The organism is Polyangium sp. 15x6, from assembly GCF_029960785.1.
In the GTDB taxonomy this organism is placed as follows: domain Bacteria; phylum Myxococcota_A; class Polyangia; order Polyangiales; family Polyangiaceae; genus Polyangium.
Genome location: NZ_JASBQE010000030.1, coordinates 44661 through 71224, shown reverse-complemented (window position 1 = coordinate 71224; position 26564 = coordinate 44661). Strand labels below are relative to the sequence as shown.

General features: G+C 67.8%; 24 protein-coding genes. 16 read left to right on the top strand and 8 right to left on the bottom strand.

Annotated elements, in window-relative coordinates; genetic code table 11:
* Positions 1–42 precede the first annotated feature (42 nt).
* From QHF83_RS22810 to QHF83_RS22800, 3 genes are all read right to left on the bottom strand, one after another.
* Positions 43–465: an HNH endonuclease signature motif containing protein gene (locus QHF83_RS22810; RefSeq protein ID WP_282420018.1), complete on the bottom strand. Its 423-nt coding sequence runs from the start codon at positions 463–465 to the stop codon at positions 43–45.
* Positions 462–689 carry a hypothetical protein gene (locus tag QHF83_RS22805; RefSeq protein WP_282420017.1) on the bottom strand — a complete coding sequence of 76 codons (228 nt, stop codon included), beginning with the start codon at positions 687–689 and terminating at the stop codon, positions 462–464. The genes QHF83_RS22810 and QHF83_RS22805 overlap by 4 nt, the downstream gene beginning before the upstream one ends.
* A gap of 661 nt (positions 690–1350) precedes the next feature.
* On the bottom strand, positions 1351–1542 hold the full coding sequence (locus QHF83_RS22800; protein WP_282420016.1) for a rubredoxin: 192 nt from the start codon (positions 1540–1542) through the stop codon (positions 1351–1353).
* Positions 1543–1618: 76 nt separating this feature from the next.
* Between QHF83_RS22800 and QHF83_RS22795 the strand changes: the two genes are divergently transcribed.
* The 5 genes from QHF83_RS22795 (at position 1619) to QHF83_RS22775 (ending at position 5786) form a co-directional block, all read left to right on the top strand.
* Positions 1619–1975 (top strand): hypothetical protein, encoded by a 357-nt coding sequence (locus tag QHF83_RS22795; RefSeq protein ID WP_282420015.1) that lies wholly within the window; start codon positions 1619–1621, stop codon positions 1973–1975.
* 29 nt (positions 1976–2004) lie between these two features.
* Positions 2005–2364 (top strand): hypothetical protein, encoded by a 360-nt coding sequence (locus QHF83_RS22790; protein ID WP_282420014.1) that lies wholly within the window; start codon positions 2005–2007, stop codon positions 2362–2364.
* 343 nt (positions 2365–2707) lie between these two features.
* Positions 2708–3529 carry a hypothetical protein gene (locus QHF83_RS22785; protein WP_282420013.1) on the top strand — a complete coding sequence of 274 codons (822 nt, stop codon included), beginning with the start codon at positions 2708–2710 and terminating at the stop codon, positions 3527–3529.
* Between the two features lie 83 nt (positions 3530–3612).
* Positions 3613–5256, top strand: a complete 1644-nt coding sequence (locus QHF83_RS22780) for a long-chain fatty acid--CoA ligase (RefSeq protein ID WP_282420012.1) — start codon at positions 3613–3615, stop codon at positions 5254–5256.
* Positions 5257–5264: 8 nt separating this feature from the next.
* Positions 5265–5786, top strand: a complete 522-nt coding sequence (locus QHF83_RS22775; RefSeq protein WP_282420011.1) for a hypothetical protein — start codon at positions 5265–5267, stop codon at positions 5784–5786.
* Here QHF83_RS22775 and QHF83_RS22770 read toward each other — a convergent pair.
* Positions 5783–6271 (bottom strand): GreA/GreB family elongation factor, encoded by a 489-nt coding sequence (locus tag QHF83_RS22770; protein ID WP_282420010.1) that lies wholly within the window; start codon positions 6269–6271, stop codon positions 5783–5785. The genes QHF83_RS22775 and QHF83_RS22770 overlap by 4 nt on opposite strands.
* Before the next feature lie 22 nt (positions 6272–6293).
* Complete coding sequence (locus QHF83_RS22765; RefSeq protein WP_282420009.1) at positions 6294–6986, bottom strand: 50S ribosomal protein L11 methyltransferase; 693 nt, start codon at positions 6984–6986, stop codon at positions 6294–6296.
* Between the two features lie 62 nt (positions 6987–7048).
* Between QHF83_RS22765 and QHF83_RS22760 the strand changes: the two genes are divergently transcribed.
* The 6 genes from QHF83_RS22760 (at position 7049) to QHF83_RS22735 (ending at position 16476) form a co-directional block, all read left to right on the top strand.
* On the top strand, positions 7049–7762 hold the full coding sequence (locus tag QHF83_RS22760; RefSeq protein ID WP_282420008.1) for a hypothetical protein: 714 nt from the start codon (positions 7049–7051) through the stop codon (positions 7760–7762).
* A 40-nt stretch (positions 7763–7802) separates the two neighbouring features.
* On the top strand, positions 7803–8816 hold the full coding sequence (locus QHF83_RS22755; protein ID WP_282420007.1) for a lysylphosphatidylglycerol synthase transmembrane domain-containing protein: 1014 nt from the start codon (positions 7803–7805) through the stop codon (positions 8814–8816).
* A gap of 15 nt (positions 8817–8831) precedes the next feature.
* Positions 8832–9386: a Uma2 family endonuclease gene (locus QHF83_RS22750; RefSeq protein WP_282420006.1), complete on the top strand. Its 555-nt coding sequence runs from the start codon at positions 8832–8834 to the stop codon at positions 9384–9386.
* 54 nt (positions 9387–9440) lie between these two features.
* Positions 9441–11450 (top strand): sulfatase, encoded by a 2010-nt coding sequence (locus QHF83_RS22745; RefSeq protein ID WP_282420005.1) that lies wholly within the window; start codon positions 9441–9443, stop codon positions 11448–11450.
* Between the two features lie 46 nt (positions 11451–11496).
* On the top strand, positions 11497–13896 hold the full coding sequence (locus tag QHF83_RS22740; RefSeq protein ID WP_282420004.1) for a hypothetical protein: 2400 nt from the start codon (positions 11497–11499) through the stop codon (positions 13894–13896).
* Positions 13897–14067: 171 nt separating this feature from the next.
* On the top strand, positions 14068–16476 hold the full coding sequence (locus QHF83_RS22735; RefSeq protein WP_282420003.1) for a hypothetical protein: 2409 nt from the start codon (positions 14068–14070) through the stop codon (positions 16474–16476).
* 324 nt (positions 16477–16800) lie between these two features.
* Here the strand turns inward: QHF83_RS22735 and QHF83_RS22730 are convergent, their stop codons facing one another.
* On the bottom strand, positions 16801–19590 hold the full coding sequence (locus QHF83_RS22730) for a hypothetical protein (protein ID WP_282420002.1): 2790 nt from the start codon (positions 19588–19590) through the stop codon (positions 16801–16803).
* 162 nt (positions 19591–19752) lie between these two features.
* Here QHF83_RS22730 and QHF83_RS22725 point away from each other — a divergent pair, with 162 nt between their 5' ends.
* Both QHF83_RS22725 and QHF83_RS22720 read left to right on the top strand, forming a co-directional pair.
* Positions 19753–21033, top strand: coding sequence for an AAA family ATPase (locus tag QHF83_RS22725; protein WP_282420001.1), 1281 nt, complete (start codon positions 19753–19755; stop codon positions 21031–21033).
* Positions 21030–21839 carry a hypothetical protein gene (locus QHF83_RS22720; RefSeq protein WP_282420000.1) on the top strand — a complete coding sequence of 270 codons (810 nt, stop codon included), beginning with the start codon at positions 21030–21032 and terminating at the stop codon, positions 21837–21839. The genes QHF83_RS22725 and QHF83_RS22720 overlap by 4 nt, the downstream gene beginning before the upstream one ends.
* 260 nt (positions 21840–22099) lie before the next feature.
* On the opposite strand, the gene QHF83_RS22715 is transcribed toward QHF83_RS22720, so the two are convergent.
* Positions 22100–23056 carry a GDP-L-fucose synthase gene (locus tag QHF83_RS22715; protein ID WP_282419999.1) on the bottom strand — a complete coding sequence of 319 codons (957 nt, stop codon included), beginning with the start codon at positions 23054–23056 and terminating at the stop codon, positions 22100–22102.
* 86 nt (positions 23057–23142) lie between these two features.
* On the opposite strand from QHF83_RS22715, the gene QHF83_RS22710 reads away from it, so the two are divergent.
* On the top strand, positions 23143–23556 hold the full coding sequence (locus QHF83_RS22710; protein ID WP_282419998.1) for a helix-turn-helix transcriptional regulator: 414 nt from the start codon (positions 23143–23145) through the stop codon (positions 23554–23556).
* On the opposite strand, the gene QHF83_RS22705 is transcribed toward QHF83_RS22710, so the two are convergent.
* Entirely contained in the window at positions 23557–24501 is a 945-nt protein-coding gene (locus QHF83_RS22705) for an NAD-dependent epimerase/dehydratase family protein (protein ID WP_282419997.1), read from the bottom strand.
* 87 nt (positions 24502–24588) lie between these two features.
* Here QHF83_RS22705 and QHF83_RS22700 point away from each other — a divergent pair, with 87 nt between their 5' ends.
* Positions 24589–25611: a glycosyltransferase family 2 protein gene (locus QHF83_RS22700; protein ID WP_282419996.1), complete on the top strand. Its 1023-nt coding sequence runs from the start codon at positions 24589–24591 to the stop codon at positions 25609–25611.
* The gene (locus QHF83_RS22695) at positions 25608–26219 is read left to right on the top strand and encodes a class I SAM-dependent methyltransferase (protein WP_282419995.1); all 612 of its coding nucleotides are present in this window, start codon (positions 25608–25610) and stop codon (positions 26217–26219) included. The genes QHF83_RS22700 and QHF83_RS22695 overlap by 4 nt, the downstream gene beginning before the upstream one ends.
* Positions 26220–26564 lie beyond the last annotated feature (345 nt).

Here is a 26564-nt window from a genome sequence, read left to right as displayed (position 1 = left end):
GACGGGTCGGCATGTAGTACGCACGGTCTCGCATTCCCAGCCTCACAAGCCGGGGTAGCGCCCACGCAATGCTTCCTCTTGGCGAATCGCCATGGCGAGCGGACGGTTCATCCGGAGAAGCTCCACGGTCGCCCGCCCAATGGCCGTCTTTCCTTGGATAACCAGCTCGCTATCAAAGCAGAAATGATCTTCCCAATGCGAAGATCTAGGATCATACAGCGGGACGGACGCGCTCGTGAGCGGCTCCACGGCCGATGTTCGCGCTCCCTTGCGCAGCGAGCAAGATACGCAGGCGAGCGCCAGGTTGTCGAGCGCGGTCGGACCTCCATCCCGTCGCGGCTGCACGTGATCGACGTGGAACGTCGCTTCCTGACTCTCCTGGGAGATCCGGCAATATTCGCATCGGTTCCGCGCGCGCTCACGGACACGGCGTTGCACCGAGACCGGAACGTGCTCGCGGCTCATCCCACCGCCCGCGAAGCCCGCAGTCGCAGCAAGCTCAACAGATCGGCTAGCTCGACCAGCCCTTCCGCCTCGACCTGCTCATCTTCTGTCAACGGCTCGCCTCGATCCTGCTTGTCCAGGAGCGCTTGCAGACGCCGGTCGACACCCTCGGGCAGACGCAGCTGTGCCATCTCTCCTTGCAGTTCGAGGTCCATCTCCAACCGCACCTTGGCTGCTTCACCCATGGCCGACTCCAGGTCTCGTAGCTGAGAGTGACCCTACCCTTCTCGATGGGCCTGCGGCAAGGCAACCTTGCATCAAAGCATGGACGACGGCTCGCAAACGCGGCGCAAAGAGGACCGGCTGGCCCTGGCGACCAAGGGGATCGGCGCTGATGGCATGGGGTTGGCCGGCTGGAGTTGCTGAGGCCCACCTCCCGGTGGCACCCCGGCTGCTCCCCTCGGAACACCCGGACGCTCGTCGACCACCACCAGGGACTTGCTCGACCACCTCGGTGACCACGTCCACGAGCTCCGCGCCGGAGCCCCCGGGTTGCGCCACCCGAGGTGATGGGTCGACCTCTCGAGAAGCGAAGAAGTGTCACCCGAGGTCCCGGTCTGAAGTGTCACCCAAGATTCCGGTTGCACGACCGCCGGGAGGCTCACGCGAGCCGGGAGGAGGTCGGTGGGCGACCGACTTTGAGATCAAGCCAACCTCCGGAGGTCGATGGCCGACCGCCGGGAGGCTCACGCGAGCCGGGAGGAGGTCGGTGGGCGACCGACTTTGAGATCAAGCCAACCTCCGGAGGTCGATGGCCGACCGCCGGGAGGCTCGCGCGAGCCGGGAGGAGGTCGGTGGGTGACCGCCGGAGGCTCGCGGGAGCGACGGCGCGGCTTTCCCCCTCGATCAGACGTATTGCGACCAGAGCTGGAACTTGCTCTTCGGCCCCCCGCACTTCGGGCAAACCCAGGTATCAGGGAGCTTCGCGAACAACGTCCGAGGGGGGATGTTGTACTCGGGGTGGCCGAAGTATTCCTCGAACGTGAAATAACACTTCGGGGTCGTGCACTCGAACCTGTGATACGTGGGTTCTCCCATGCCCAGAGGGGTAACACGGCGCGGGCGGCGCTGTCATCCGCGTCGCTTTGCGGCGGTGTATGGTAGCATGCCCCCCATGCTTCGCCCCCTCCTCGCTTCGTCCGCCCTCGCCGCCCTGCTCGCCCTCGCGGGCTGTACCCGGTGCCCCGATTGCCAGTGCATGCTGCCCGGCATTCACGTCACCGTCGTCGATGCCAGCACGAAACAGGCGATCGCCGCAGGGGTCGAGGTGAAGACGGGGACCACGTCCTGCGACCTCAGCGTCTCGGAGCGCATCTGCAACGTCGCTCCGGGTGCCCATACCGTCGAGGTCTCCGCGATGGGGTATACGTCAAAGACGGCCTCGGCCGTATTGCCCGAGCCCGAGAAGGACACCTGCTGCGCCTGCGGCGCGAGCGTCCCCGTGACCGTGGAGCTCACGCGGTTGCCTTGAGAGGCGGCGAACATGATAGATACCTCTCCATGCTCCGCCACCTCCTCGCCTCGGCCTGCCTCCTCTCCCTGCTCACCCTCGCCGGCTGCGACGAATGCGGCGAGATCGATTGTGCTTGCCTGCAGGGCTCCATCGTCGTGACCGCCGTCGACGCGACCACGAAAGAGGCGCTCTTCGACGCCAAGGTCGCCATCGGCAACGACCCCTGCCCGGAGCATGCATCGGAGCACTACTGCTTTGTCGCCGCCGGGACCTATTCGGTTCAGGTCTCCGCGACGGGGTATGCTCCGAAGACGGTCTCGATCGTATTGCCCGAGCCGCAGGGGGAGGGCTGCTGCATCTGCGGGGAACGCGTCGAGCAGGCCGTCGAGCTCACGCAGATGCCTTGAGATTCATTCGTGTAGCAGAGCGAGACCGGCGGCGCCGTCTCCGAAATCGACGTTTGCCCTCGGCATTGCCGCCCACGAACAAGCTTTCGACGCCTGCATTCTCCGTTTACCACCGGCTTTGACACACCGCACAATCACGAGCCCAGCTCGGTCGAGCCGCGAACTCGTGGGCACCTGCGCGGAGGACGCCGACGTGGAACTCGGAAAGATATTCAAGGCGCTGGTCGGAAAAATCGCGCTTTCGCAAGACGATCCGGCCGTTGCCAACGGCATCACGGGGATGGTATTCGTTTCCAATTGGGAACGTGCCAGGTCGCAACGCTCCCCCACCCCATCGAGGCCTATGCTCAAACGAACCCTGATCCTCACGGCATTCGTCTCCCTCACCGCCTCCACCGCGTTCGCGCAGGGCCAAACCGGCGACACCTCCGCGCCGCCGCCGCCTCCGCCGGCCGACACCACCGCGCCGCCGCCCGACGCCGCCGCGCCGCCGCCCCCCGCCGCGACCCCGGTGCCCCCCACGGAGGCACCCAAAGAGGAGGAAAAGAAGGACGAAAAAGACCTGGATCCGGGCGGACGTGTTCGTTGGGGTGTCTCCGGCAACCTCGGATGGCACCTGCCGCAATCGATGTTCACCATCGGCGGCGAGGGCCGTATCGGCTACCAGGTCTCGAACATCTTCAGCGCCTACGCCGCCATCGGCGGCACCGGCGGCTTCGGGTTCAGCGCCGATATCGGATTCGATGGCCTCAGCGTGGGCGTCTCGGCCATCTCGTACTGGTATGTCGGCGCCATTGCCGAGGCCATTTTCAAGAACCGATTCTACGTCGGCGGCGGCCCCGTCCTCGCGCGCGGCGCCCTCGGCGGCATCACCACCGGCGTGAGCATCGACGGCGTCGCCGAGGTCACCGAAATCGCCTCCGCCGGCTTCAAGCCGGGCCTCAATCTCCGGTTTGGCCTCTCCACCGCGAACCCGAGCGGCCCCTCGCGCCGCCGCGGCGGCTTCAACATCGGCATCGACGCGCTCTTGCTCTTCCACCCGAGCGCGGTTTTCGTGACCACCCGCGCGGACGGACCGAACGGCACCGCAGGCGTCTCCGTCAGGGAGAGCGCGCTCGGCGTGAGCCTCGTCCCGATGCTGACGCTCGGTTACGATTCGCGCTGACGCCGCGCACGCCCCTTCCGTTTTCGTCCGCATCCCGGCTAACATCCCCGCCGCCCGCTCCCCATCCACGAGAGGAGTCGACGATGCTTGCCGGACGCATGATGGACTTTCCGCTCACCCTCACGCATTTTCTCGAACGCGCGCGCACCTTCTTCGGCCGCAACGAGATCGTCTCGCGCCTCCCGGACAAGACCCTCGTCCGCGCCACGTACGGAGACTTCTACCGCCGCACCGCGAAGCTCGCGGGCGCGCTCGCGCGCCTCGGGGTTCGTCCGGGCGATCGGGTCGCCACGCTCTCGTGGAATCACCAGCGTCACCTCGAGGTCTACCTCGGCGCGCCGGCCATGGGCGCCGTCGTCCACACCTTGAACCTCCGGCTCCACCCGAACGAGCTCGGCTACATTGCCAATCACGCCGAGGACAAGGTCGTCGTCGTCGACCGCTCGCTCCTGCCGCTCTGGCGCAAGTTCGCCGACCAGGTCCGCTCGGTCCGGCATGTCGTCGTCATCCCCGACTGCCCCGCGCAGGGCGAGGCGACGAGCGCCGAGATCGATTACGAGGAGCTCATCGCCCCCGAAAAAGACGAATACCCCTGGCCCACGCTCGACGAGCGCAGCGCCGCGATGATCTGCTACACCTCGGGCACCACGGGCAACCCCAAGGGCGTCGTCTACAGCCATCGCTCGACCGTCCTTCACACGCTCGTCGTGTGCAATGCCGATACCATCGGCGTCCGCGAAGCCGACACGGTCCTGCCCGTCGTGCCCATGTTCCACGCCGCCGCCTGGGGCCTGCCGTATGCGGCCGTCATGGCCGGCTCCAAGCTCGTCTTTCCCGGCCCGCACCTCGACCCGCCGAGCCTGCTCGATCTCATCGCCGCCGAGAAGGTCACGATTGCGGCGGGCGTGCCCACGATATGGCTCGGCATCCTCCAGCTCCTCGATCAGCACCCCGGCAAGTGGGACCTCTCGGCGATCCGCTCCACGGTCATCGGCGGCTCGGCGGCGCCGCCGGCCCTCATCGACGGCTTCAAATCGCGGCACGGCATCGACGTCACCCACGCCTGGGGAATGACCGAGACGAACCCCGTGGGCACGCTCGCGCGGGTCAAGCACGGTTTGTCCCACACGGACGATGCCACGAAGCTCGGGTGTAAAGCGTCGCAGGGGTATGCCGTGCCGTTCGTCGAGCAGCGGCACGTCGGCGAGGATGGCCAGATCCTCCCGTGGGACGGCGAGACCATGGGCGAGCTCGAGGTGCGCGGCCCCTGGGTCGCCTCCTCGTATTTCGGCGGCGAGGGCCCCGATCGGTTCACCGAGGATGGATGGTTCAAGACGGGCGACGTCGTCACGATCGATCGCGAGGGTTATCTCCGGATCACGGATCGATCGAAGGACGTCATCAAATCGGGCGGCGAGTGGATCAGCTCGGTCGCGCTGGAGAATGCGCTCATGAGCCACCCGGCCGTGCTCGAAGCGGCCGTCTTCGCGGCGCGGCACCCGAAATGGACCGAGCGCCCGCTCGCGGCGATCGTGCTCAAGGAGGGCAAGACCGCCACGCGAGAGGAGCTCAATGCTCACATCGAGGCGAAATTCGCCAAGTTCTGGCTCCCGGACGATTACGTCTTCATGGCGCAGATCCCGCGCACCTCGACCGGCAAGTTCCTGAAGACGAAGCTCCGCGAGCTCTACGGCGATCACCTCGAAAAGAAGGGCACCGCGGAGTAACACGGCGCATGCGTCCCTCCCTGCCCCTCGCGCTCGCTCTCGTCGCTTGCGGCGGAGCTCCGCCCCGGGAGATACCGGCGCCTGCCCCGAATTCATCCGCCGGGGCGCTCGCCGCGGTGCCGGAGCGGCCTCCCGACCCGTGCTCGCGCACGGCCGAGCTCGTGCGGATCGCGCGCGTGCCCGAGACGGAGAACGACCTCATGCTGACCCCGGACCCCGGCTTCGGCCAGAAGACGATCCATTTCGCGGGCTCGCTGAACGACGACCGTTTCCCCGACCTCATCGTCTACTTCAACGACACCTGTGGCAGCACGCATGAATGCATGCGCGGCGTCTACCTCGGCTGCGGCGAGGAGAAATACCTCCCCGTCTGGGGTCCCGAGTACGCCTTCGACATGCGGCCGACCGATACCGAGACGGCGAATGGCTATCGCCTGATCAAGCACACCGCACGCACGGGCGAATACGAGGCGATCGACGTCGAACTCCACTTCGACGGTCGATCGTACGAGCCCGCGCCCCGCCCTTAAGCCACGCTCTCCACCTTGTACACCTTCGTCCCCTGCGGCGTCGGCACCTCGGCTTCGTCGCCCTCCGACAAACCCATCAGCGCCGCGCCGAGCGGGCTCGTCGGCGTCACCACCTGCACCTCGGTCCCGCCCACCTTCACGCGTTGCCCGCCCGCCGCGGGCAGCACGAAGCAGACGAGCTTCGCGCCCCGGTGCGAAAGCGTCACGAGCGCCGTCGCCGCGATCCCGTCGCCCGACGCAAACGCGCGCACATGGATCGAGCCCAGCAGCGCGAGCGACCGTTCGAGCTCCCGCGCTCGCTCGGCTTGGCCCCGCGCGAGGTAGGACGCCTCGGTCGAGCGCATGTCCTTGTCGTTTTCGGGCTTGTTTTCCTCGTGTGACGCGGCCGCGGCCGCCTCGTGGGCGATCCGCGCCATCGTGGCGAGCTCGTCCGAAAGCCGCGTACGAAGCTCCTTCAGGAGTGCCTGTTTGTCGACCTGCACCATCCGCTCTCCGTGGACGCCCCCATCAAGCCACGGACGCCCCACCCCCCGCAAGCGTCACGCGGTACACGACGCCCCATTTCTCCGTCGTCCCCTCCACATCGTCGATCACCGGCACCCGGTACCGCGCGATCTCCTCGATCCCCTCGGACGGCAGATATGCGCGCCCCGGATCCCCGAGGAGCACGACCTTCCCCTCGGCCGCGCGCTCCCGGAGCCACGGCAAAACCACGCGCGTCATCGCCGCGTCGTAACAAACGTCCCCCGCCAGCACCACCTCCGCCCCCTCGGCCCACGGCGGCAAACCCGCGCGAACGAGCGCGTCCTCGACGTGCGCCTCCACGGTCGCGCCGGCGTCCTCCGCGTTCATCGTGATCGCCACGGCGGCCAGCGGATCCGTGTCCACGGCGACGACGCGCCGTGCCCCTGCGCGCGCGGCGGCGATCGCGCAGAGGCCCGAGCCCGAGGCCAGATCGAGCACGGCCTTGCCACGCACGAGCTCCGGCTGATCGAGCACGAGCCGCGCGAGCGCTTGCCCGCCGGCCCAGGCAAACGCCCAGAATGGCGGCTCGATCCCGTGCGTCTGGAGAAACGCCTCGGTGGCGCGCCAGAGCGGCGTCACCTCCGTCGCCAGCCGGAGCCGGATCTCGGGCAGGAGCGGCGGCGCGCACGGCGCCGTGTTTTCCTCGATGAATCGCCTCGCCTCGGCCTCGTGCATGGACGCGCGCGAGCGTACTCGATGCTTGACGCCCGCGCGGAAAAAAGGTCAGTAGGGGGCCGATGTGGGCAAACGCTCGTCTTGCCATTTGCGCCGTCCTGGGTCTTTTTGCCGCGGCTTGCGGGCCTGCGAAGCCTGCGGAGAGCCCGGGCGGCGCGTCGCCCACGGTCGCGGTCGCGGAGGCCGAGCCGAGCGGTGACCCGATCGGGCCCGACGTGACGAGCCCCGGGGATCAGTTCGAGCTTTCGATCGGTGGCAAGGTCTACTCCGTGGCCGACGGCAAACCGTTCGAGGTGCAGCTCGGCGGCGAGCGCTTCGAGGCCACGATCCGATCGAAGCAGGTCCTGCAATACCAGGCGAACGGGATCTCCTTCCGCTATCCGAAAGAAATGACCCTGGAGGAGGAGAGGTCCACGGGCGTTTCGAACATCACGGTCGAGGCGGCCGATTCGACGTTCTTGATGCTCCAGGTCTATTCGGTGGACGTCGACCCGAAGGCGCTGAGCCAGTCGCTCGTGGACGGCATCGAGAAGGAGATGCGCTCGCGCGGCGGTCAGTTTCACCCGGACAGCGGCACCACCGTGACCCGGCGCCTGCGCGGCGAGAACGTCGAGGGGACGCGGCTCGAGTTCACGCTCGCGAAGGAATCGATGCGGACCGAGATCTTCGTCCTGCGCAAGAACAAGCTCACCATTTCGGTGCTGATCCAGCGCTCGGACGACGACGCGATCATGGCGGAGCGTCGCTTCAAGGTGATCACGGACTCGCTCCGCTGAGCTTGACAGGCGGCGCTTCGTGCGAGAGACCGAGGCGCTCGTGAGCGATCCTTCCCCGAACGAGGCTTCGAAGAAAGGCGCGCCGCGCTCGCTCGTGCGGCTCGCCGTGCGCCTCGTGGGCCCGGCCCTGCTCGTGGTCGTGTTCTTGCGCATGCGCGACGCGCGCGCTGCGTGGGATGCGCTCGCGACGGCCTCGCTCCTGCCGCTCGGGCTCGCATTCGCGCTGAACGCGGCGAGCTACTGGCTCAAGATCGTCCGCTCCGACGTCCTGCTCTCGGCGCGCGGCTACGACTATCCACGCAAGCGCGCCTGGCTCGGCTTCCTCTCGTCGGTCTTCGTCGGCATGTTCACGCCGGGCCGCGTGGGCGACGTGCTGCGCGCGCAATACTTCCGGCACGACCTCGGGATGCCTTATTCCGAAGGGGTCGCGGTCGTCGTGATCGACCGGCTCTGCGACCTCTACGTGCTCGTCGGGTTCGTGGCCGTCGGCGTGGCGCGATGGAGCTCGTTCTTCGTCGGGGATCTCGCGCTCGTCACGTGGGGCGGGGTCCTGGTCACGGCGCTCGGTCCGCTCGTGCTCTTCGTTCCCTCGTTCGCGCAGACGGCGATGCGCGCGCTTTACAAGAAAATGCTCGGCGACCCCACGGGCGAGGGATTCGATCGTTTTCTTCTGGCCCTGCGCGCCCAGCGCCCGAGGCACCTCGCGTCCGCGGTGGTGCTGACGATCCTCGCGTTCGGCGTGAATTACCTCCAGGGGTATCTGATCGCGCAATCGCTGCATTTCGATCTGGCCTTCTACGACGTCGTCTGCCTGCTCGCGGTGGCGAGCCTGCTCGGCCTCCTGCCGATCTCGGTCTCGGGCCTGGGCGTGCGCGAGCTCTTTTTCTCGATGGTCTTCCCTGCGCTCGGCCATCCCGGGGACACGGGCTTGCTCTACGGACTCGTGGTGTTCCTGGTGATCTACGTGGGCGTGGCGGCGATGGGGTTTGTCGGGTGGTACCTGGCGCCGCCGCCGTTCGGGGACAAACCGGACGTTCCCGGACGAACCTCTTGATGCTACGATGGGCGCATGCCCAACGCCCCGGAAGTCGAAGCAGCCTACGACGCCGTCCCGGAAGAGCAGATCGCCGAGATCATCGACGGTGAGCTCCATGTACAGCCAGGCCAGCACCTGTTGCATTGTCTGGCCAAGACCCGCCTCATCCAGCAGCTCGTCCCCTTGCCATCACGCCATGGCGAACCTGACGGCTGGGTCCTCCTGAGCAACCCCGTGCTGCACTTCGGTCCGCGTCCGGACAAGCTGCAGCCCGACCTGGCAGGTTGGCGCCGGGAGCGGATGCCGGAAATACCCGATGTCGAGGCGCTCACGCTCACGCCTGACTGGATCTGCGAGGTTCTCTGGCCGGAGACGTATCCCAGGGAGCGCGCGCGGAAGATCCGGGTTTACCGCCGCGAGGGCGTCGCCCACCTCTGGCTCGTGAGTCCGCGCGATCGAATGGCCGAAGTCTATCAGCTCACCAGCGAAGGTTATTTACAGGTCGAAGTGTACGAGGGGGACGTGTGCGAACGGATCGCACCGTTCCACGAAATCGAATTGGACCTCGGTGCGCTCTGGACCTGGTGAAGCCCTGCACCTCCACCCTTGTCCGTCCCGAGCCAACGTGCTTTCGTGGCATCCGTGTTCCCTGCCGATGGCGAGACCGTGAACGAAGCCGAGCCCCGACGGACTTCCGTCTCCGGCCCCGACGCGGTCCTCTTCGCCTGGATCACCGCGGCCGTCACGAATGCGATCACCATCGCGCGGTCCATCGCCTTGCCGCCGCGCCTCGTCACGCGCGTCCTGCATCACGGCTTCGACGCCGGCCATTTCCTCGCCCTCGGCCTCGCCTCCGCTGGCCTCGTGGGCCTGCACGTTCGTTTCGGCCGCGCGCGCCCGCGCGCATCCGCCGCCGTGCTCCTCGTGCTCTCGCTCGCCCTCGGCGCCCTCGTCTTGCCCTCGGACCTCGCGACGGCCATCGAACGCCACGCCTCGGGCCGCGCCGCCTGGGTCCAGCCGGCGCTGCTCGTCCTCTTCGTCGCGCTCCTCGCGCTCACCATCCCCCTCGCCGTCCTGCTCGGCCGCCTCGCGGCGCGCCCTTATCTCCGCTGGGTCGCCGCCGCCGTCGCCGCCGCTGTCCTCTCGATCAGCCCCGTCCTCCTCCAAGGCGATTACGCCGGCGTCCGCCTCTTCGTCGCGTTTGCCGCCGTGGCCCTCTTCGCCGCCGCGCTCGCCGGCGCCGCATGGCCCGCGCGCCTCGCTCCTTTCGCCGCCCGATTGCGTCCCCTCCGCGCCTCCTTCCTCGCCGTCGCCTCGCTCGGCGCCGCCGCCTCGCTCGTCGTCCCGCCGCGGCCCACCGTGGCCATGGCCATGCAGAGCCCGAGCGGCTCGCTCCTTCCGCCCTTCCTCGGCGCGCTCCGCGAAAAGACGGTTTCCTACGACGCCCCCGTGCCCCCCGAAATGGCCCCGTGGTTCGTCGACCGCAAGGCCGCGCCTCCCGTACCGCCGAGCTCCCCCGCCGTTTTCCCTGCCAACCCCGCGGTGTTCCTCTTCAGCATCGATTGCCTGCGGAACGACGTCCTCGCGTCCGGCAAATACGACGACAAGCTCCCGAACCTCGCCTCCCTCCGCAAGCGCGGCGTGTATTTTCGTTCGGCCCGCTCCGCCGGCTCGCAGACCGTCTACAGCCTCTCGGCGCTCTTCGCGGGCACGTACTTCTCCCAGCAGTACTGGACGCCGAACGCGGGGCCCATTCTCGGCCTCTGGCCCGCCAAGGACGAGACCCCGCGCTTCCCCGAGCTCTTGCGCGCCCGCGGCGCCACCACGATCACCTTCGCGAGCGCGGCCTGGCTCGTCAACCAGTACGGGATCGTCCGGGGCTTCTCCGAGGAGACCTTCGTCCGCCCCGCCGGAAACAGCCGCTGGACCATGAGCAAACCCCTCGTCGACGCGGCGGTCGCGCGGCTCGCGAAAGTGCACGGCGAGCCGTTTTTCCTGTACATCCATTTCCTCGACGCGCACAACCCCTACAACCTCGCGGGCACGGGGGGCTCCGAGTTCGACCGTTACCTCGGCGAAGTCGCCCTCGTCGACGCCCAGATCGGCCGTCTGCTCACCTTGATCGAGCGCTCGCCGCTCGCCGAGCGCGCCGCCGTCGTCCTGACGAGTGATCATGGCGAGGCGTTCGGCGAGCATGGACAGTGGGTGCACGCGAATTCGCTGTACGACGAGCTCTTGCGCGTGCCGCTCATCGTGCAGAGCCAGCGCTTCGCGCCGCGCGTCGTCGACGCGCCTGTCTCGGCCGTCGACCTCGGCCCCACGATCCTCGACCTCTTCGGCGAGAGCACGCCCGGCACCTTCATGGGCCAGAGCCTCGTGCCCTACCTGCGCGGCGAGAGCCCCACGCTCACGCGCCCGATCCTCGCCGAGACCCGCATGAAGCGCGCCCTCGTCCTGCGCGACGGTACGAAGATCATCGTCGACGATCGCAGCCACACCGTGGAGGTCTTCGACCTCGCCTCGGATCCAGGCGAGACGCAGAGCCTCGCGGACGACCCGGCGCGCCTCCACACGCCGCTGTCGCACCTGCGCCGGTTCCTCGCCACGCACACCCTGAAACGCGAGGGCTACGTCCCCCCGTATCGACGGTGAGCCGCGCTTGACGCCGCCCTCCCGGGCAGCTACGCCCTCGCCCTCCATGGAGTCGGGAGAGGCTCGGATCCAGGGCCGCTCGGGCCCGCGCCTCGGGAGCGCCGCCCTCACCCTCGTGCTCCTCGCGGGGATGGGCTTCTTCGGCAAGGTCGTCCACGCCCATTACCCCATCCAGCAGTGGCTCGTCTGGCATTACGCCGGCGCGTGGCTCGGCGTGCTCGTCGTCCTCGCCGGCGCCTACGGCCTCGGCCACGTCCTCGTCCGCCGCGCCCTGGCCTCGCGCCTCCCGCTCCTCGAACACGCGATCACGTCCCTCGCCGTCGGCGTCTTCGGCTATGAAATCCTCGTCTTCCTGGCGGGGGTTTTCCAGCTTTATCGGGCGGCCACGTTTTTCGCCCTCCCGCTCGGCCTGCTCGCCGCCGTCGCCGTGCCCCTCGCGCGCCACCTCGCGCACGTGCGCCGCGTCCTCGCGCGGGCCTCGCGGCGCGCGCCGCGGCTCGGAAACGGGGCGATCCTCGCGCTCGCGTTCGGCTGCCTCGGGCTCGGGCTCGTGTATTTCAACGTGCTCACCCCGCAAAACGTCCAGTTCGACGCGCGGTGGAAGCACATGGCGCTCGCCGAGGATTACGCGCTCCACGGCGGCATTCACCCCTCGGCCGAGGGCTGGGTCTTCTCGGCGCGCCCCCATTTCAGCTCGTATCTCTACACCTGGGCCTTCCTCCGGCCCTCGAGCCGCCTCTTCGACCGCATGGTCCTCGCGGCCCACCTCGAATTCGCGGTTTTCCTGTTCACCACCGTCGTCGGCATCCCCGCGCTCGTCCGTCGCCTCGTCCCGCGCGCCGATCCTCGCTGGATCTGGGCCGTCCGTTTCCTCTTCCCGGGCGTCCTGCTCTACGACAGCTCCGTGAGCGGCGGGGCCGATCACTTCGGGGCGATGTACTCCGTCCCGATCGCGCTCTGCACCTTCCGCGTGCTCCGCGATTTCGATCCGCGCCGGGCGGCCCTCCTCGGCGTGCTCGCGGCCGGCGCGGCGCTCACGAAGGAGACCGTGGCGATCATGCTGGTCCCCTTCCCGGCGCTCGCGCTCCTCGTCCAGTCGATCCGCGCTGCGCGGACCACGCGAAGCGCCCTCCGCGCCCCGCTCGTCTTCGGCCTCACCGCCCTCGTCGCCACGTCACCGCTCTGGCTGAAGAACTTCGTCTTTTATGGCGACCCGGTCTATCCGCTCTCGCACCGCTTCCTGAATCTGCATCCATTCTCCGAGGACGCCGCGTATCGATTCCAGTACGGTTATCTCGAAGGGAAGATGTGGGCCCCGACGCGGGACCTCGCGGGCCTCGCCGAGACGGTGAGCGCGCTCTGGCTCTTCTCGTTTCTCCCGAACGACTGGGGGAAATTCCACGGCGACGTCCCCGTCTTCGGCTCGCTCTTCACCCTCTTGCTCCCGGCCCTGCTCCTCGTGCGCGTGGACAGGCGCGTGTGGCTCCTCGTCGCGTGGATCCACGCGGCGATCTTCGCGTGGTACTCGGTCCACCACCAGGACCGGTATCTCCAGGCCGAGGTCCCGCTGATGACGGCCGTCACGGCGGTGCTCGTGCTCTCCTTGTATCGATCGTTCGGACGTCCCGCGCGGGCCGCGCTCTTCGGGCTCGTGGGATTGCAGGTCGTCTGGGGCGGGGACGTGTATTTCATCCAGACGCACGCCTACGCGAAATCGCCGCCCAAGCATGTGATCGACCTCCTGAGCGGCGGGTTCGACCAGAAATACGAGGAGCGTTTCGCCGTCCAGAAACGCTTCCAGACCCTCGGCGCCGAGGTGCCGAAGGGATCTCGCCTGCTGCTGCACCTCATGCACGTGCACCACGGCCACCTCGGCACGGGCCATCAAACGGTGCTCGACAATTACCTCTGGCAATTCGGCATCGAATACGGCCGCGCCGGCTCCCCCGAGGGCGTGCGCAAGCGCCTTCGCGAGCTCGGGGTCACGCACGCGTTCCTCGCGCCCGAAAAAGAGAGCGACGGTTCGAATTCGATCGCCGCGGACATCCTGTTCTGGGAATTCGCACAGACCGGGCTCGAAGAGCGCCGCATCGTGGAGGGCGGCGTCCTCGGGCGCGTGAAGGACGCGCCGATCACGGCCCCCTTCCACGACGCGGCCCTCGTGCTCGGCTGCACGAAGGACGCGCCGCCGCGCGGGCTTTATCGCGTGAACGACCTGCACGTGCTGCCGTATGGCCCGAAGACGCTCGACTTCCCGGCGCCGCAAACGGAGGCCGCCACGAAGGAGGCCGCCGAGCGGCTGATTCCGAGCGCCGAATACGTGATCCTCGAAAAACAATGCTACGAGGACAAGCCGGCGGCGCTGCTCCAGGGCTACGAGCTCCTCGTGGAGCGCAGGAGCAGCGGCGTCTGGAAGAAGCTCGAGATCTGGGTGCGGAAACGCTGAGCCGCGACATTTGGGGGCAACGGCCCCCATCCTCGAGGTCGCTCGTTCCGAGCCCACGTCAGGCTTGACGCGCGAGGTGCCGGAGAGTACTCCGCCCCGGCAATGGAGTCGGACTCGGCCGCGCCTGCACCGTCTGCTGGATCACGCCTACTCGACGCAGCACGCGCACTCGTGCGCCCGGTCCTCGCCACGACGATGCTCGTGGCCGGGATCCTGGTGTTCGGTTGGGTCGTCCACAAGCACTACCCGATCCAGAAGTGGCTCTTCTGGCGCTACGCCGGCTACTGGCTCGGCACCCTCGTCGTCGGGACGGGGAGCTACGGCATTGGGCACGTCGTGCTCCACCGGGTCCTCCGGACGCGCATGCCGCTCCTCGAGCATGCAATGGTCTCGATGGCCCTCGGCGTCTACGGCTTCGAGCTCCTGATGTTCGTGGTCGGGCTCCTCGGGCTCTACCGCACGACCACATTTTTCGTCCTGCCCATCGCGCTCCTCGGCGCCGTCGCCGTACCGCTCTACAAGCACGCGCTCCACATCCGCCGCGTCCTCGCCCGCTCCGCCCCGACCCGCCCCAAGCTCGGGCTCTCCGCGCTCGCGCTCGTGTTCGGCATCCTCGGCCTGGGAATGATTTATTTTTATGTGCTCACGCCGTCGAACATCCAGTTCGACGCGCGGTGGAAGCACATGGCCCTCGCCGAGAGCTACGCGGTGCGCGGCGCCGTGCGGCCCGCGGTCGAAGGCTGGGTCTTCACGGCCCGCCCGCATTTCACCTCGTACCTTTACACGTGGGCATTCCTCGTCCCCGGGCGCCTCTTCGACAAGATGACGCTCGCGGCCCACCTCGAATTCGCCCTCTTCGTGGTGACGACCGTCGCCGGCATCCCGGCGCTCGTCCGGCGGCTCGTGCCGCGCGCCGATCCCCGGTGGATCTGGGCGGCGCGCTTCGTCTTCCCCGGCGTCCTGCTCTACGACAGCTCCGTCAGCGGCGGCGCCGACCACGTCGGCGCGATGTTCGGCACGGCGATCGCGCTCGTCCTCTTCCGCACGCTCCGCGAGCTCGACCTCCGGTACGTCTCGGTGCTCGGCGTCCTCTGCGCCGCCGCGGCGCTCACGAAGGAGACGGTCGCCATCATGCTCGTGCCGCCGCCGCTCCTGCTCGTCGGCGTTCGAGCCGTCACCCTCGGCGTGCAATCGTTCCGGGGGCGCCTCCCGCCCGAGCTCCGGCGCCGCTTCCTCGTCGCGCCGCTCGTGCTCGCCGGCGTCGGCCTCGCGGCGAGCTCTCCGCTCTGGCTCAAGAACCTCCTTTTCTACGGCGACCCGTTCTATCCGCTGCTCGGCGCGAAGGTGAAGGCGCACCCCTTCACGGACCAGGCCGGATATCGATTCAAATACGGCTACGTCGAGGCCAAGTTATGGGCGCCGACCCGCGATCTGAAGGGCCTGCTCCAGACCCTCGTCGCGCTCGTCGATTTCTCGTTCGTCCCGAATGACTGGCCCAAGTTCCACCGGAACGTGCCCGTCTTCGGCTCGGCGTTCACGCTCCTGCTCGGCTGCCTCCCCTTCCTGAAAAAGACGAAGCGTATCTGGCTCGTCGTCCTGCTCGTCCACGGCGGCGTCTTCATCTGGTACTCCGTCCATCACCAGGACCGGTACCTCCAGGCGCTCATGCCCCTCATGGCGGCGGTCACGGCGGCGATCACGCTGCTCGTCTGGCGCTCGTTCGGCACGGGCGCGCGCGTCGCCCTCGCGGCTTCGCTCGGGCTTCAGGTGGTGTGGGGCGGCGACGTGTACTTTTTCCAGACGCACGCGCACGCCCGCTCGCCGCTCAAGGAGGCCATCGACCTCATGAGCGCCGGGTTCGACAAGAAATACGACGCGCGCTTCGGCATCCAGGGGCACTGGCAGGACGTCGGCAATGCGACGCCGCCCGGATCGCAGCTCCTCCTGCACATCTGGCCCGACAACCACGCCCACCTCGGGACGTGGCGCAAGACGGTGCTCGACGCATACCTCTGGCAATTCGGCCTGGAATACGGCGCGGCCGGGTCGCCCGAGGGGGTCCGCAAGACGCTGGAGGACATGGGCGTCACGCACGTCTTCGCCGAGCCCGAGAAGGAGAGCGACGGAGCGAACTCCATCGCGGCGGACCTTCTCTTCTGGGACTTCGCCTCCCACCTCGGCGAGCGCAAGCTCATCGCCGTCGGCGTCCTCGGCAAGCTCCCGGAAAAGCCCATTCCGGCGCCCCTCGTGGACCACACCGCGGTCATCAGCTGCTCGCGCAAGGCGCCGCCCAAGGGCCTCTTCCACGTGCGGGACCTGCGCGCCCTGCCCTTCGGGCCCGGCGCGGACGATTTCCCCGCGCCCATCAAGCCCGCGAAGACCAAGGAAGAGGCCGAGGCCCTGCTCCCGATGGCCCAATACGTGGTCATCGAGGAGAGCTGCTACAAGGACAAGACCAGGCCCGCGGACATTGCACGCGCCTTCGAGCTCATCGCGAAGCGCCGGCGGTACAGCGAGTTCAATGCAATGGAGCTCTACCGCCGCCGCCCCGGCCTCCCGACGATCCCCGTCACCCCCTGAGGGGCGCTTCGCTGGGGCTTCGCCCCAGGCCCCACCAGGGGTTGTCCACCCCTGGACCCGGACCAGCGCAAGCGCTGGACCTTGGGTCGATGAACTGCGCGATGCGCAGTTCATCGAACAGGCCGAGGCAAGACCAGCTACGATCCTGCCAACCAAGACCGCCGTGACTGGCAACGCTGTCCCTGGTCTTGCCACCGGCCCGTGGAAGAACTGCGCATCGCGCAGTTCTTCCCAGAAGGTCCAGGGCTTGCCCTGGTTCGGGTCCAGGGGCGAACAGCCCCTGGTCGGGTCCGGGGTGAAACCCCGGCGCGGCGGCTTGCGATGTCAGTTCACGCGCGCGGCTGGGGGGCGCGTTGCGACGAGCACGTCGTCTGCGAGGATGTGCCCCCAGTTCCCGTTTGATTCGTCCACGATCACGACTCGCCCCTGCTTGCCTGCGTATGCGCTCGTCGAGAGCTCGGTTGGCCGGAGGATCTCGTCGTTCTTGCCGCAGGATCGCGCCACGATGCGCCCTTCGACTTCCAGGCCCACGAACGTCTTCTGACAATCCTTGCCGCCGCCCACGAGCACGTGAATCGGCTGGCCGTCGAGCGTCATCATTGGGAGTGCGAGCTTGCCCTTTGCCGCGTCGCCGCCGTGGTACCCGTTCGCGAATGCGCGGCCGAAGAAGCCCGCGACATCCTGCTGATTGCCCGTCGGGCCCGTCGTCGGCGCCTTGCCGAATGCCGTGCCCGTCACCTCGGTTCCCTCGGGGAACGCCTCGTCGAAGCTGTGATGCGTCGAGAACCGCGCTGCGAATGCGATCACGTCGGGATCGTTCTCGGGCAGCTCGGTGCGGGCCGCGCGGAAGAGGTCGACCCCATTGCCTGGCGCGGCCGACCGGAGCCGTGCGCGGATGTCTTCCTTCGTCCCGGCGGACCAGTGAATCCCGTCGATGTAAAGGCCGATTCCCGGCGCCTTGTCCTCGTCGACGATCCGGAGCGTCGCGCGACGGCCCTGCAAATCCTCGATCTGCCAGGCTTCGGGCACGAGCTTCCGGTCGACCCGCGGGCGGACCGCGCGCAGGACGGCGCCGTCGACGACGAGCTCCACGCGCACGCCGGCGCTCGATCGGCCGCCGAGCGCGAAACGAAGCTCGGGCTTCGTCAGCACACCGAGATCGATTTCCAGCGTCCCCGTGCCGCCCCCCACGTCCGGCAGCGAGACGAGCAGGCTCGTGCCCGTCGCGCCCACGCGCCGGCTCTTCTCGATGCGCAGCCCCGCGCCGTGCACCGTCGTGCCTGCGGGCAGATTGCCCTCGAAATCGGCGATCTCGCCGAGCCGCCCCCGGAGCTCGCCGATGAGCTTGTCCCGGTCCGGGTGACGCTCCAGAAAGACCTCGTAAAACTCCAGCGAATCGAGGATATCGTTCCGCGTGCCCGTTCGCGTGAGCGCCGCGATGTCGCGGGCAGGATCCGGGAGCTGGGCATTCTTGACGGCGCGGAGCACCTTCACGACCTCGGGGTCCCAGCGCAGGAAATGGAACGCGCTCCCGTCGACGTTGGCGCGCGTCTCTTCCTTGTATTTCTCGCCCCAGGGATTGCTGAGATCCACGACCGCGCCCTCGGCGAGCAACTCCTGCAGCGAGCCGCGCTTCTCGTGCCCCGGCCGCCCGCGCTTCTCGATGGGCTTGTGCGCGATGCGCCGGTTCGCGAGGCCGTACGTGTCGACGATCGGCAGATCCGCGTACCAGCCCACGAGACCGATGCAATCGATCGAAAGCTTGGGCTTGAGCCCGCGGGCGATGAACGTCTTGTGGACCCGCTCGCCCATGCCCGCGTAGATCGAGCCGGATTCGAACGGAATGACGCTCTTCACCGGGTAGAACGTGTTCTCCTCGGCGAGGTTCCAGCGCTTCTCGTAGGGCTTGAGCACGCGGATGGGCAGGACGGCGGCCGCGACCGCGAGCGCCGCGGCCGAGCCGACGAGCGCGCGTGCCGGCCCGCCGAGCTCGCGCAGCCGATACCGGAGCGAGACCTCGGTCCCGACCGCGAGGATCGGCAGGAGCGAGACGAAGAACCGGTGCTCCATGAAATCGCCGCCGACCTTCACCACATAGCGGCCGTAAACGAGCAGCGAGAGGAACGCGAAGATCCGGAGGCGCGTCTCGGCCGGATTGCGAGCCCGCCCGGCGAGCGCGAAGAGAAAGAGCGGGATCCAGATCACCGCGCCGGTCGTGAAGACGAAATGCGTCGCGTAGACGAGGCCCTGCGACCAGTACGTCAGGTTCCCCGATTTGGCGTAATAGGTATTCGGAAAGAGATCGCCGTACGCGCGCCAGCGCCAGAGGAAGTACGGGGCGTAGAACAGGACGAGCGGCGCGCCGTACGCGAAATACCGGCGGAAATCGAGGCGCTTCCAGAACGGCCGCTCCTCGTGGTGGATGAGATCCTCGGCGACGATCGCGAGGCCCATGCATCCGTAGAGGAGCAGGTGATCCGGCCGCGTGAGCGCGGCGGCGATGAACGCGAGCCCCGCGCTGAATGCGCCATTCTTGCGGAGCGAGGCCCACATGCCCACGGCCACGAGCATCGCGGCGGGCATGGTCTCGAGGCCCGACGAGGCGAACGTGTAGAACGGCCGGCTCCCGGCGAGGCAAAGCGCGGCGAAGGGAATGATCGCGGGCTTCGGGCTCGCCTTTCGCACGACGAGCGCCACGAACACGATCGCGACCGCGTAGGCCGCGAGGTTGCCGAAGAGCCCGGCGTGCGGGATCGAGACGCGGAGCTTGGCGAGGAGCCCGAGCACCAGCGTCCACAGAAAATTCGTGTATCCCTCGACCCACTCGCCCGGGTTGAAGACGAGGCCCTCGCCACGCGAAAAGTTTCGCGCGTATCGGAACGAGATGAACGCGTCGTCACACAGCCATCGGATCTTCCACGCGAGGAAGAGGCCGGCGCCGATGCCGCCGAGGAGGACGACCGCGTAGAGGACGCGCTTGACGGCGATCGAGACGCGGCCGGCGAGGAAACGCTCGAGGAGGAGCAGGAGGACCGCGCCGAGGAGGAGGCCGGCGAGGAGGGGCAAGCTGGCCTGGATGACTTCGGCCGCGGCGGCGACGATTTCGAGGAGCATCGAGGGAAGATCCGGCAGCAACGTCAAGGGCGGGATCCGGCGCCCGCGGGGCGGAGACTAGTACATCCGGGGGGAAGTTCTAGGGGGTCGTGCGTCGGCGGCGTCACGTGAGGGGCACACCTCCCGCTTGACGCTCTCCGCGCTCCCCGGCAAGGATGCCGCGTGTTCCTCCTCAAGATCGATCTGTACAACCTGCGGTCCCTCAAGCGTCTCGTATGGGAGATCGACGATGTGGATGCCTACGGCTGGCACGTGATCATTGGGGACAATGGCGCGGGGAAGAGCGGGCTGCTCCGAGCGATCGCGCTGGCTCTCGTGGGCCCTCAAGAGGCACTCGCCCTTCGGCAGGATTGGAACGATTGGCTCCGGAGGGGCGAAGCCGAGGGCGGTATATACCTGCACTTGGCTGGTGATCCTATCTTTGACAGGCTGTCGAAGAGAGGCAATCGGCCGAAGGGGCATCTCAAAGCAGGCATCTGGTTGGAGCGGACCGCAGGGGAGCCTCACCCAGTGACGCTTCATGCCTGGGAGAAGGGCGATCGGCACGTCTGGGGGCCATCCTGGGGCTGGTTCTCCGCATCGTACGGCCCATTCCGTCGCTTCACGGGCGGCGACAAGGACCTCGAAAAACTCTTCTATTCGAACCCGAAGCTCGCTCGCCATTTGTCGGTGTTCGGGGAGTCCGTGGCGCTCAGCGAATGCCTCGAATGGCTGATCCGCCTCCATTACAAGACGCTCGAAGGTGACCCGGAAGGCAACCTCCTCGAACCGGTGAAGGCATTCGTCAACCAGAGCGGCTTCCTCCCGCATGATGCTCGGCTCGAATCGATCTCCTCGAAAGGCGTGCGCTTCGTCGACGGGAACGAATGTGAGGTCCCGGTCGAGAACCTGAGCGACGGTTACCGCTCGATCCTGAGCATGACCTTCGAGCTCATCCGACAGCTCGCAGCCACCTACGGCGCCGATGTCATCTTCGACCCGAACGACCCCACGAAGATCATTGCCCCGGGTGTCGTTCTCATCGACGAAATCGACGCACACCTGCATCCCACCTGGCAACGGCGGGTCGGACGCTGGTTCCGCGAGCACTTCCCCCAGATCCAGTTCATCGTCACTACGCACAGCCCGCTCATCTGCCAGGCCGCCAAGCCCGGCAGCGTCTTCCGGTTGCCCCGACCAGGCAGCGACGAGGAAGCGGGGATGGTCACGGGGACCGAACTCGATCGCCTCCTCTACGGCAACGTGCTCGACGCGTACGGCACGGGCGCATTCGGCGACGTCGCCACACGATCCCCGGAGGCTCTGGAGCTCCTCGAACAGCTCGCCATGTTGAACCAGAAGGAGCTCGCCGAAGGGCTCTCCGCGAAGGAGAAGAAGAAGCAGAAGGAGCTCCGGGCGATGCTCCCCACGGCGGCCAGCGAAGGGGCGGAGGACGACGAGTGATCCGCCTCCCGAAACGAGTGCTCCCCAAAGCGGCTCGGGAGAAGCTCTGCGAGTACCAGGACGAGATCGACGCACTCCCCGACTACGCCGACCGCGTCGAACGAGCCAAAACGAGCTTCGCTGCGCGCAACCGCAAGGGCGACCCGACCTTCGACGCCGTCAAAAAGACCCTCACCGCAATGTGCTCCGGCGCGCAACGTTGCGCCTACTGCGAGGACTCCGCGGCGGACGAGGTCGAGCACATCCGGCCGAAGAGCCTCTACCCCGAGGCCGCGTTCCTCTGGTCGAACTACCTTTATGCGTGCGGCCCGTGCAACGGACCCAAGAACAACCGGTACGCCGTCTTCGCGCAGGCGACAGGAAACTTCACCGACGTCACGCGTCGCCGCAAGGCCCCGGTCGTCCCACCTGTGCCAGGAGCACCAGTGTTGATCGATCCACGCAAGGAGGATCCCAGCGCATTCCTCTGGCTCGATCTGCAGAACACATTCTTTTTCACGCCCTTGGCCTCCCTCGGGCCGACGGAGCTCGAGCGCGCCAGGTACACGATCGACGTCCTCGGCCTCAACAAGCGCGACCTCTTGCCCAAAGCGCGACAGCAAGCCTTCAAGGACTACAAGGCCCACCTGTCGCAGTACCGCACGAGCCTGGCCCAAGGCGCACCGGCACGCAGGCTCCGCCAGCTCGAACGAGACATCCAGGAGCGCGGTCACCCCACGGTCTGGGCCGAGATGAAGCGCCAGCACGCCCTCCTCCCCGTCCTCCGCGACCTCTTCCACGCCGTCCCCCAAGCCCTCGGCTGGTGACAAAACCGTCACCTCCCCCCGCTCCGCATCGGGAAGGAGCCAGATCATCCCTCACCTACCCCCGCTCACGGCGTGAGCTCCTCGAAATTCGAATCGATCCTCCCCCCCGACACCCCGTGACCACCGCCAGATCACGCCTCCCCTGACCCAGCTCGGCGCCCGCCCGAGCAAAGATCGCACATCCCTCCCCCGCGGGCGCGCCCGGAGCCCTCGAGGATCACGCCTCACCTCGGCCCGCGCAGCCGCGGACCGCACCAGGATCACGATTTTTCGACGATCCGCCCCCGATTCGCCTCGTACCAGCCGATCGTCTTCGCGAGCCCCTCTTCCAGCGTCGTCCGCGCCTCGAACCCGAACCATTCCCGCGCTCGCGACACATCGAGCATCCGGCGCGGCTGACCGTTCGGGCGCGCGGTATCCCACACGATGTCCCCGTCGTACCCGCACGCCTTCGCGATCGTCGCCGCCAGATCCCGCATCGACACCTCACGCCCCGCGCCGAGGTTCACCGGCTCCTCTCCGTCGTACCGCTCGGCCGCCCGCACGAGCCCCTCGGCTGCGTCCTCCACATAGAGGAACTCCCGCGTCGGCGAACCGTCCCCCCAGAGCACGACCGACCGCTCTCCGCGGAGGCGCGCCTCCACGAACTTCCGGATCATCGCCGGGATCACGTGCGAGTCCTCGAGGTCGAAGTTGTCCCGCGGCCCGTAGAGGTTCACCGGGAAGACGACGACAAACTTCGACCCGAACTCTTTCCGGTACGCCTGCGCCATCACGAGCAGCGCCTTCTTGGCGATCCCGTACGGCGCATTCGTCTCCTCCGGATACCCGTTCCAGAGATCCTCTTCCCGGAACGGTACCGGCGCGAACTTCGGATAGGCACAAATGGTACCGGCCACTACAACCTTGGGCGTCCCCGCGCGCCGCGCTTCTTCGAGGACGTGCAGGCCCATGGCCATGTTGTCGCGGAAGAAGGTGCCGGGGTGGCGGCGGTTCGCGCCGATTCCGCCGACACGCGCGGCCAGGTGCAAGACGAGGTCGGGGCGGTGCGTTTCAAAGAGAGATCGCGTCGCGTGCGCGTCCGTCAGATCGAACTCGGCCGAACGGGGGACCACGATCTGCCGCGCGCCACGCGCCTTCAGCACTTCCACGACGTGCGAGCCGAGGAACCCGGCGCCGCCTGTGACGAGGATCTTGGAGTCAGAGAGAGGGAACATCGGCATGGCAACCACGACCTTGGAGAAGGCGATACCACCCCTACGCGCTCGGCGCAGTACGTCGATCGAGAGGTAGCGAGGAGCACATGCCGCGCAGAGTCCGCCCCAAGAAGCTCTTCCTCACGATCGGCGAGCGCGTGAAGGCGTTCCGGCTCGCCGCCGGGCTGACCCAGGAGGAAGTGGCCGAAGGTCACGCGCCCGGCGAGTCACTCGCCAACAAGGGTCATATCTCGAGCATCGAGCACGGGCTCGCGAACCCCACGGTCGAGACGTTGCAACGCATCGCCGAGGCCCTCGAAGGGCTCGACGTGGAGCTCGTCGACCTGGTCATCGACCCCGACGAGAGCCCACGCCACGCGCTCATCGCGCTCTCGCGGACGCTCCCCGACGAGGCGCTCGGCGAGATCCTGGCGAAATACGGGCCCGTGCCGGAGCTCGTGCCCCGGAAGAGGAAACGGACGCACCATCGGGCGAGCGGGGCGCGGCCCAAGGCGCGGTGATTACGTCCGAGAATACCAGTCCACGAATTTCTGAATGCCCTCGCGAATCCCCGTCTTCGGCTCGTACCCGAGCGCCGCGCGGGCCGCGCCGATGTCCGCGATCGTGTGCTCGACGTCGCCGACGATCGAAGGGCCCCGATGCACGCGCGCGGGCTTGCCGAGGGCCTCGGCGAGGAGCGTGACGACCTCGTTCAACGTGGTCGGCGCGCCCCCGGCGCCGAGGTTGTAGACGCGGTAGCCCTCGCCGACCCGATCGATCGCGCGCACCGTGCCGTCGATCACGTCGTCGACGTAGGTGTAGTCGCGGCTCGCCTCGCCCGTGCCGTAGAGCTCGATCGTCTCGCCGCGGTCGATGGCGCGGCAGAACGCGTGAATGGCCATCTCGGGTCGCTGGCGCGGACCGTAGACCGTGAAATAGCGGAGCGACGTGACCCCGAGGCCGTGCGTGTGCACGAGGGCGCGGAGCACGAGCTCGGCGGCGCGCTTGCTCGCGGCGTACGGGCTCATCGGCTCGTCGGCGCGGTCGTCCTCGGCGAAGGGCAGGCGCTTGCTCGCTCCGTAGACCGAGGAGCTCGACGCGAACACGAAGCGGGTGACACCCCGCGCGCGAGCGAGCTCGGCGAGGCGCGCCGTGCCCTCGACGTTCACGCGCTGGTAGCGCGACGGCGCGGTGAGGCTCGGGCGCACGCCCGCGAGGCCCGCGAGGTGCACGACGACGTCGAAATCCGTGGCCGAGAGGAGATCCGCGACGGCCGCGTCGTCGAGGAGGTCGGCCTCGACGACGTGGGCGCGGCCTCGGATGCGGTCGAGATTTCGCTCCTTGATCGAGCGCGCGTAGAAGGGATCGAAGCTGTCGAGGCCGACGACGGTGTCGCCTCGATCGAGGAGGCGCTCCGCCAGGTGGGATCCGATGAACCCGGCGATGCCGGTCACGAGCAGCTTCATCGCGGGCGCGAGGGTAGCACCCCGATCTCGCCTTGCCTGCACTCCGGGGCCTCGTGCGGACGGACCGTTCTGCTATCCTCCGCCGCCGTGAGCGCCGTGGACATCACCCAGCCCTCTCCGGGCGAGCCTCCTGCCATCGCCCTGGCCCGAAAGGCGGCCGAGAGCCCGGTGGTCATCCTCCCGCGCGTTTCGCTCGTGGTCCCGGGCCTGAACGAGGGGAAAAGCCTGCCTGAGCTCGCGCGGCGCATCGACGAGGCGCTCGCCGGCAAGGAGCAGTACGAGCTCATCTTCGTGGACGACGGCAGCACGGACGACTCGTGGGCCGTGATCAAGCGCCTGGCCTCGGAGAACCCGGCCGTGCGGGGCGTGCGTCTGCGGAAGAACTTCGGCAAGGCCCAGGCCCTCACGGCCGGCTTCCGCAAGGCGCGCGGCACGATCTTCGTGACGATGGACGCCGATCTCCAGGACGACCCGGCAGACCTGCCGAACTTCCTCACCAAGCTGGAGGAGGGTCACGACGTGGTCGTCGGCTGGAAGGTGCAGCGCCTCGATCCGACGAACCGCCTTTTCCTCTCGCGGATCTTCAACGGCACCGTCGGCTTCATGACGGGCGTGAAGCTGCACGACATGAACTGCGGCTTCAAGGCGTACCGGTGCGAGGTGATCCGTTCGATCCCGATCTACGGCGACCTGTTCCGGTTCATCCCGGCGCTCGCGGCGTCGCAGGGCTTCAGCGTCACCGAGATCCCGATCAAGCACCACGCGCGCAAGTACGGCTCTTCGCGTTACGGGCTCGAGCGCATCCTGCGGGGCTCGTTCGACCTCATGAGCGTGCTCTTCCTGACGCGGTACCAGAAGAGGCCGATGCACCTCTTCGGCTTCGCGGGCCTCTCGCTCGCGAGCATCGGCATGCTGATCGAGCTCTACCTGACGGTGCTCTGGTGCCTCGGGCACAAGATCGGCGACCGTCCGCTGCTCATGCTCGGCGTGCTCATGATCGTCACGGGCATCCAGCTCTTCTCGATGGGCTTCATCGGCGAGTTCCTGACGTACCAGAGCCAGACACGTCACCTCGAAGACGAGCCGCCGATCCGCGAGGAAATCCTGTGATCCCCGACGCGTACTTCGACCGCTTCGAGACGCCGAAGTACCGGGCCAAGAACCCGGTCCAGCGGATGCTCATCCGCCGCTTCGCCGCCACGCTGCACGCGATGTTCCTCGAAGCCCTGCCGGCGCGCACGGTGCTCGAGGTGGGCTGCGGCGAAGGGTTCCTCTCGGGCTACCTGTCGGAGAAGCTCGAAGACACGAGCTTCGTCGGCGTCGAGTACAACCCGGACGACGTCACGCGCCTGCGCCGCCTCTTCCCGCGGATCGAGGCGCACGTGGGCTCGATCTACGACCTCGGCTTCCTGACGAAGAAGCCCGACGTGATCGTGTGCTGCGAGGTGCTGGAGCACCTCGACGATCCGCGCGGGGCGCTCGCGGAGCTGCGCAAGCTCGGGGCCCGGCGAGCGCTCGTCTCGGTGCCGCACGAGCCGTTCTTCATGCTGTCGAACTTGCTGCGCGGGAAGAACGTGTCCCGCTTCGGCAACGACATCGACCACAAGAACCACTGGGGACTCGGCTCGTTCCGCGCGCTGCTCGAGCCGGACTTCGAGGTGCTGGAGCTGCGGACGTCGTACCCGTGGATCCTCGCGCTGACGAAGCCGCGGGCGTAGCAGGCCGTCACGACGAGGGAGGCGAGCGCGACGGCGCGAGCGATGCGCTCGGAGCGAGGCACTGCGCGCTTTTCGCGCACCCCGCGATCCGAGCCACGAGCGTGCAGGATCTCCGCTCGTCCCCGCATTGGATCCTGCCCCTCAGTTTTCCCCAACGTTGACGCGCCGCACGGCAGGCATCCCCCGACAAACCTTCCGCGCGTCCCCTCGGTCCCGACGCTCCGCTGCGCCCCGGCTGAATGAGCCTCGCTCGAGCGCGCGCGTTTCCACGCTCTGGCCACGAGCTTGCATGGGCAGATCCGGCGCTCGATCCACGTCCCCGAACTGCGAGGCTCTAGCCCATGG

Bases quoted from the DNA above. Each gene is read 5' to 3' on its own strand.
- QHF83_RS22715 (WP_282419999.1), bottom strand. From the start codon at position 23,056: ATGTTCCCTCTCTCTGACTCCAAGATCCTCGTCACAGGCGGCGCCGGG.
- QHF83_RS22740 (WP_282420004.1), top strand. From the start codon at position 11,497: ATGGAGTCGGGAGAGGCTCGGATCCAGGGCCGCTCGGGCCCGCGCCTC.
- QHF83_RS22710 (WP_282419998.1), top strand. From the start codon at position 23,143: ATGCCGCGCAGAGTCCGCCCCAAGAAGCTCTTCCTCACGATCGGCGAG.
- QHF83_RS22810 (WP_282420018.1), bottom strand. From the start codon at position 465: ATGAGCCGCGAGCACGTTCCGGTCTCGGTGCAACGCCGTGTCCGTGAG.
- QHF83_RS22790 (WP_282420014.1), top strand. From the start codon at position 2,005: ATGCTCCGCCACCTCCTCGCCTCGGCCTGCCTCCTCTCCCTGCTCACC.
- QHF83_RS22795 (WP_282420015.1), top strand. From the start codon at position 1,619: ATGCTTCGCCCCCTCCTCGCTTCGTCCGCCCTCGCCGCCCTGCTCGCC.
- QHF83_RS22805 (WP_282420017.1), bottom strand. From the start codon at position 689: ATGGGTGAAGCAGCCAAGGTGCGGTTGGAGATGGACCTCGAACTGCAA.
- QHF83_RS22730 (WP_282420002.1), bottom strand. From the start codon at position 19,590: ATGCTCCTCGAAATCGTCGCCGCCGCGGCCGAAGTCATCCAGGCCAGC.
- QHF83_RS22775 (WP_282420011.1), top strand. From the start codon at position 5,265: ATGCGTCCCTCCCTGCCCCTCGCGCTCGCTCTCGTCGCTTGCGGCGGA.
- QHF83_RS22780 (WP_282420012.1), top strand. From the start codon at position 3,613: ATGCTTGCCGGACGCATGATGGACTTTCCGCTCACCCTCACGCATTTT.
- QHF83_RS22760 (WP_282420008.1), top strand. From the start codon at position 7,049: ATGTGGGCAAACGCTCGTCTTGCCATTTGCGCCGTCCTGGGTCTTTTT.
- QHF83_RS22770 (WP_282420010.1), bottom strand. From the start codon at position 6,271: ATGGTGCAGGTCGACAAACAGGCACTCCTGAAGGAGCTTCGTACGCGG.
- QHF83_RS22765 (WP_282420009.1), bottom strand. From the start codon at position 6,986: ATGCACGAGGCCGAGGCGAGGCGATTCATCGAGGAAAACACGGCGCCG.
- QHF83_RS22785 (WP_282420013.1), top strand. From the start codon at position 2,708: ATGCTCAAACGAACCCTGATCCTCACGGCATTCGTCTCCCTCACCGCC.
- QHF83_RS22750 (WP_282420006.1), top strand. From the start codon at position 8,832: ATGCCCAACGCCCCGGAAGTCGAAGCAGCCTACGACGCCGTCCCGGAA.
- QHF83_RS22800 (WP_282420016.1), bottom strand. From the start codon at position 1,542: ATGGGAGAACCCACGTATCACAGGTTCGAGTGCACGACCCCGAAGTGT.
- QHF83_RS22705 (WP_282419997.1), bottom strand. From the start codon at position 24,501: ATGAAGCTGCTCGTGACCGGCATCGCCGGGTTCATCGGATCCCACCTG.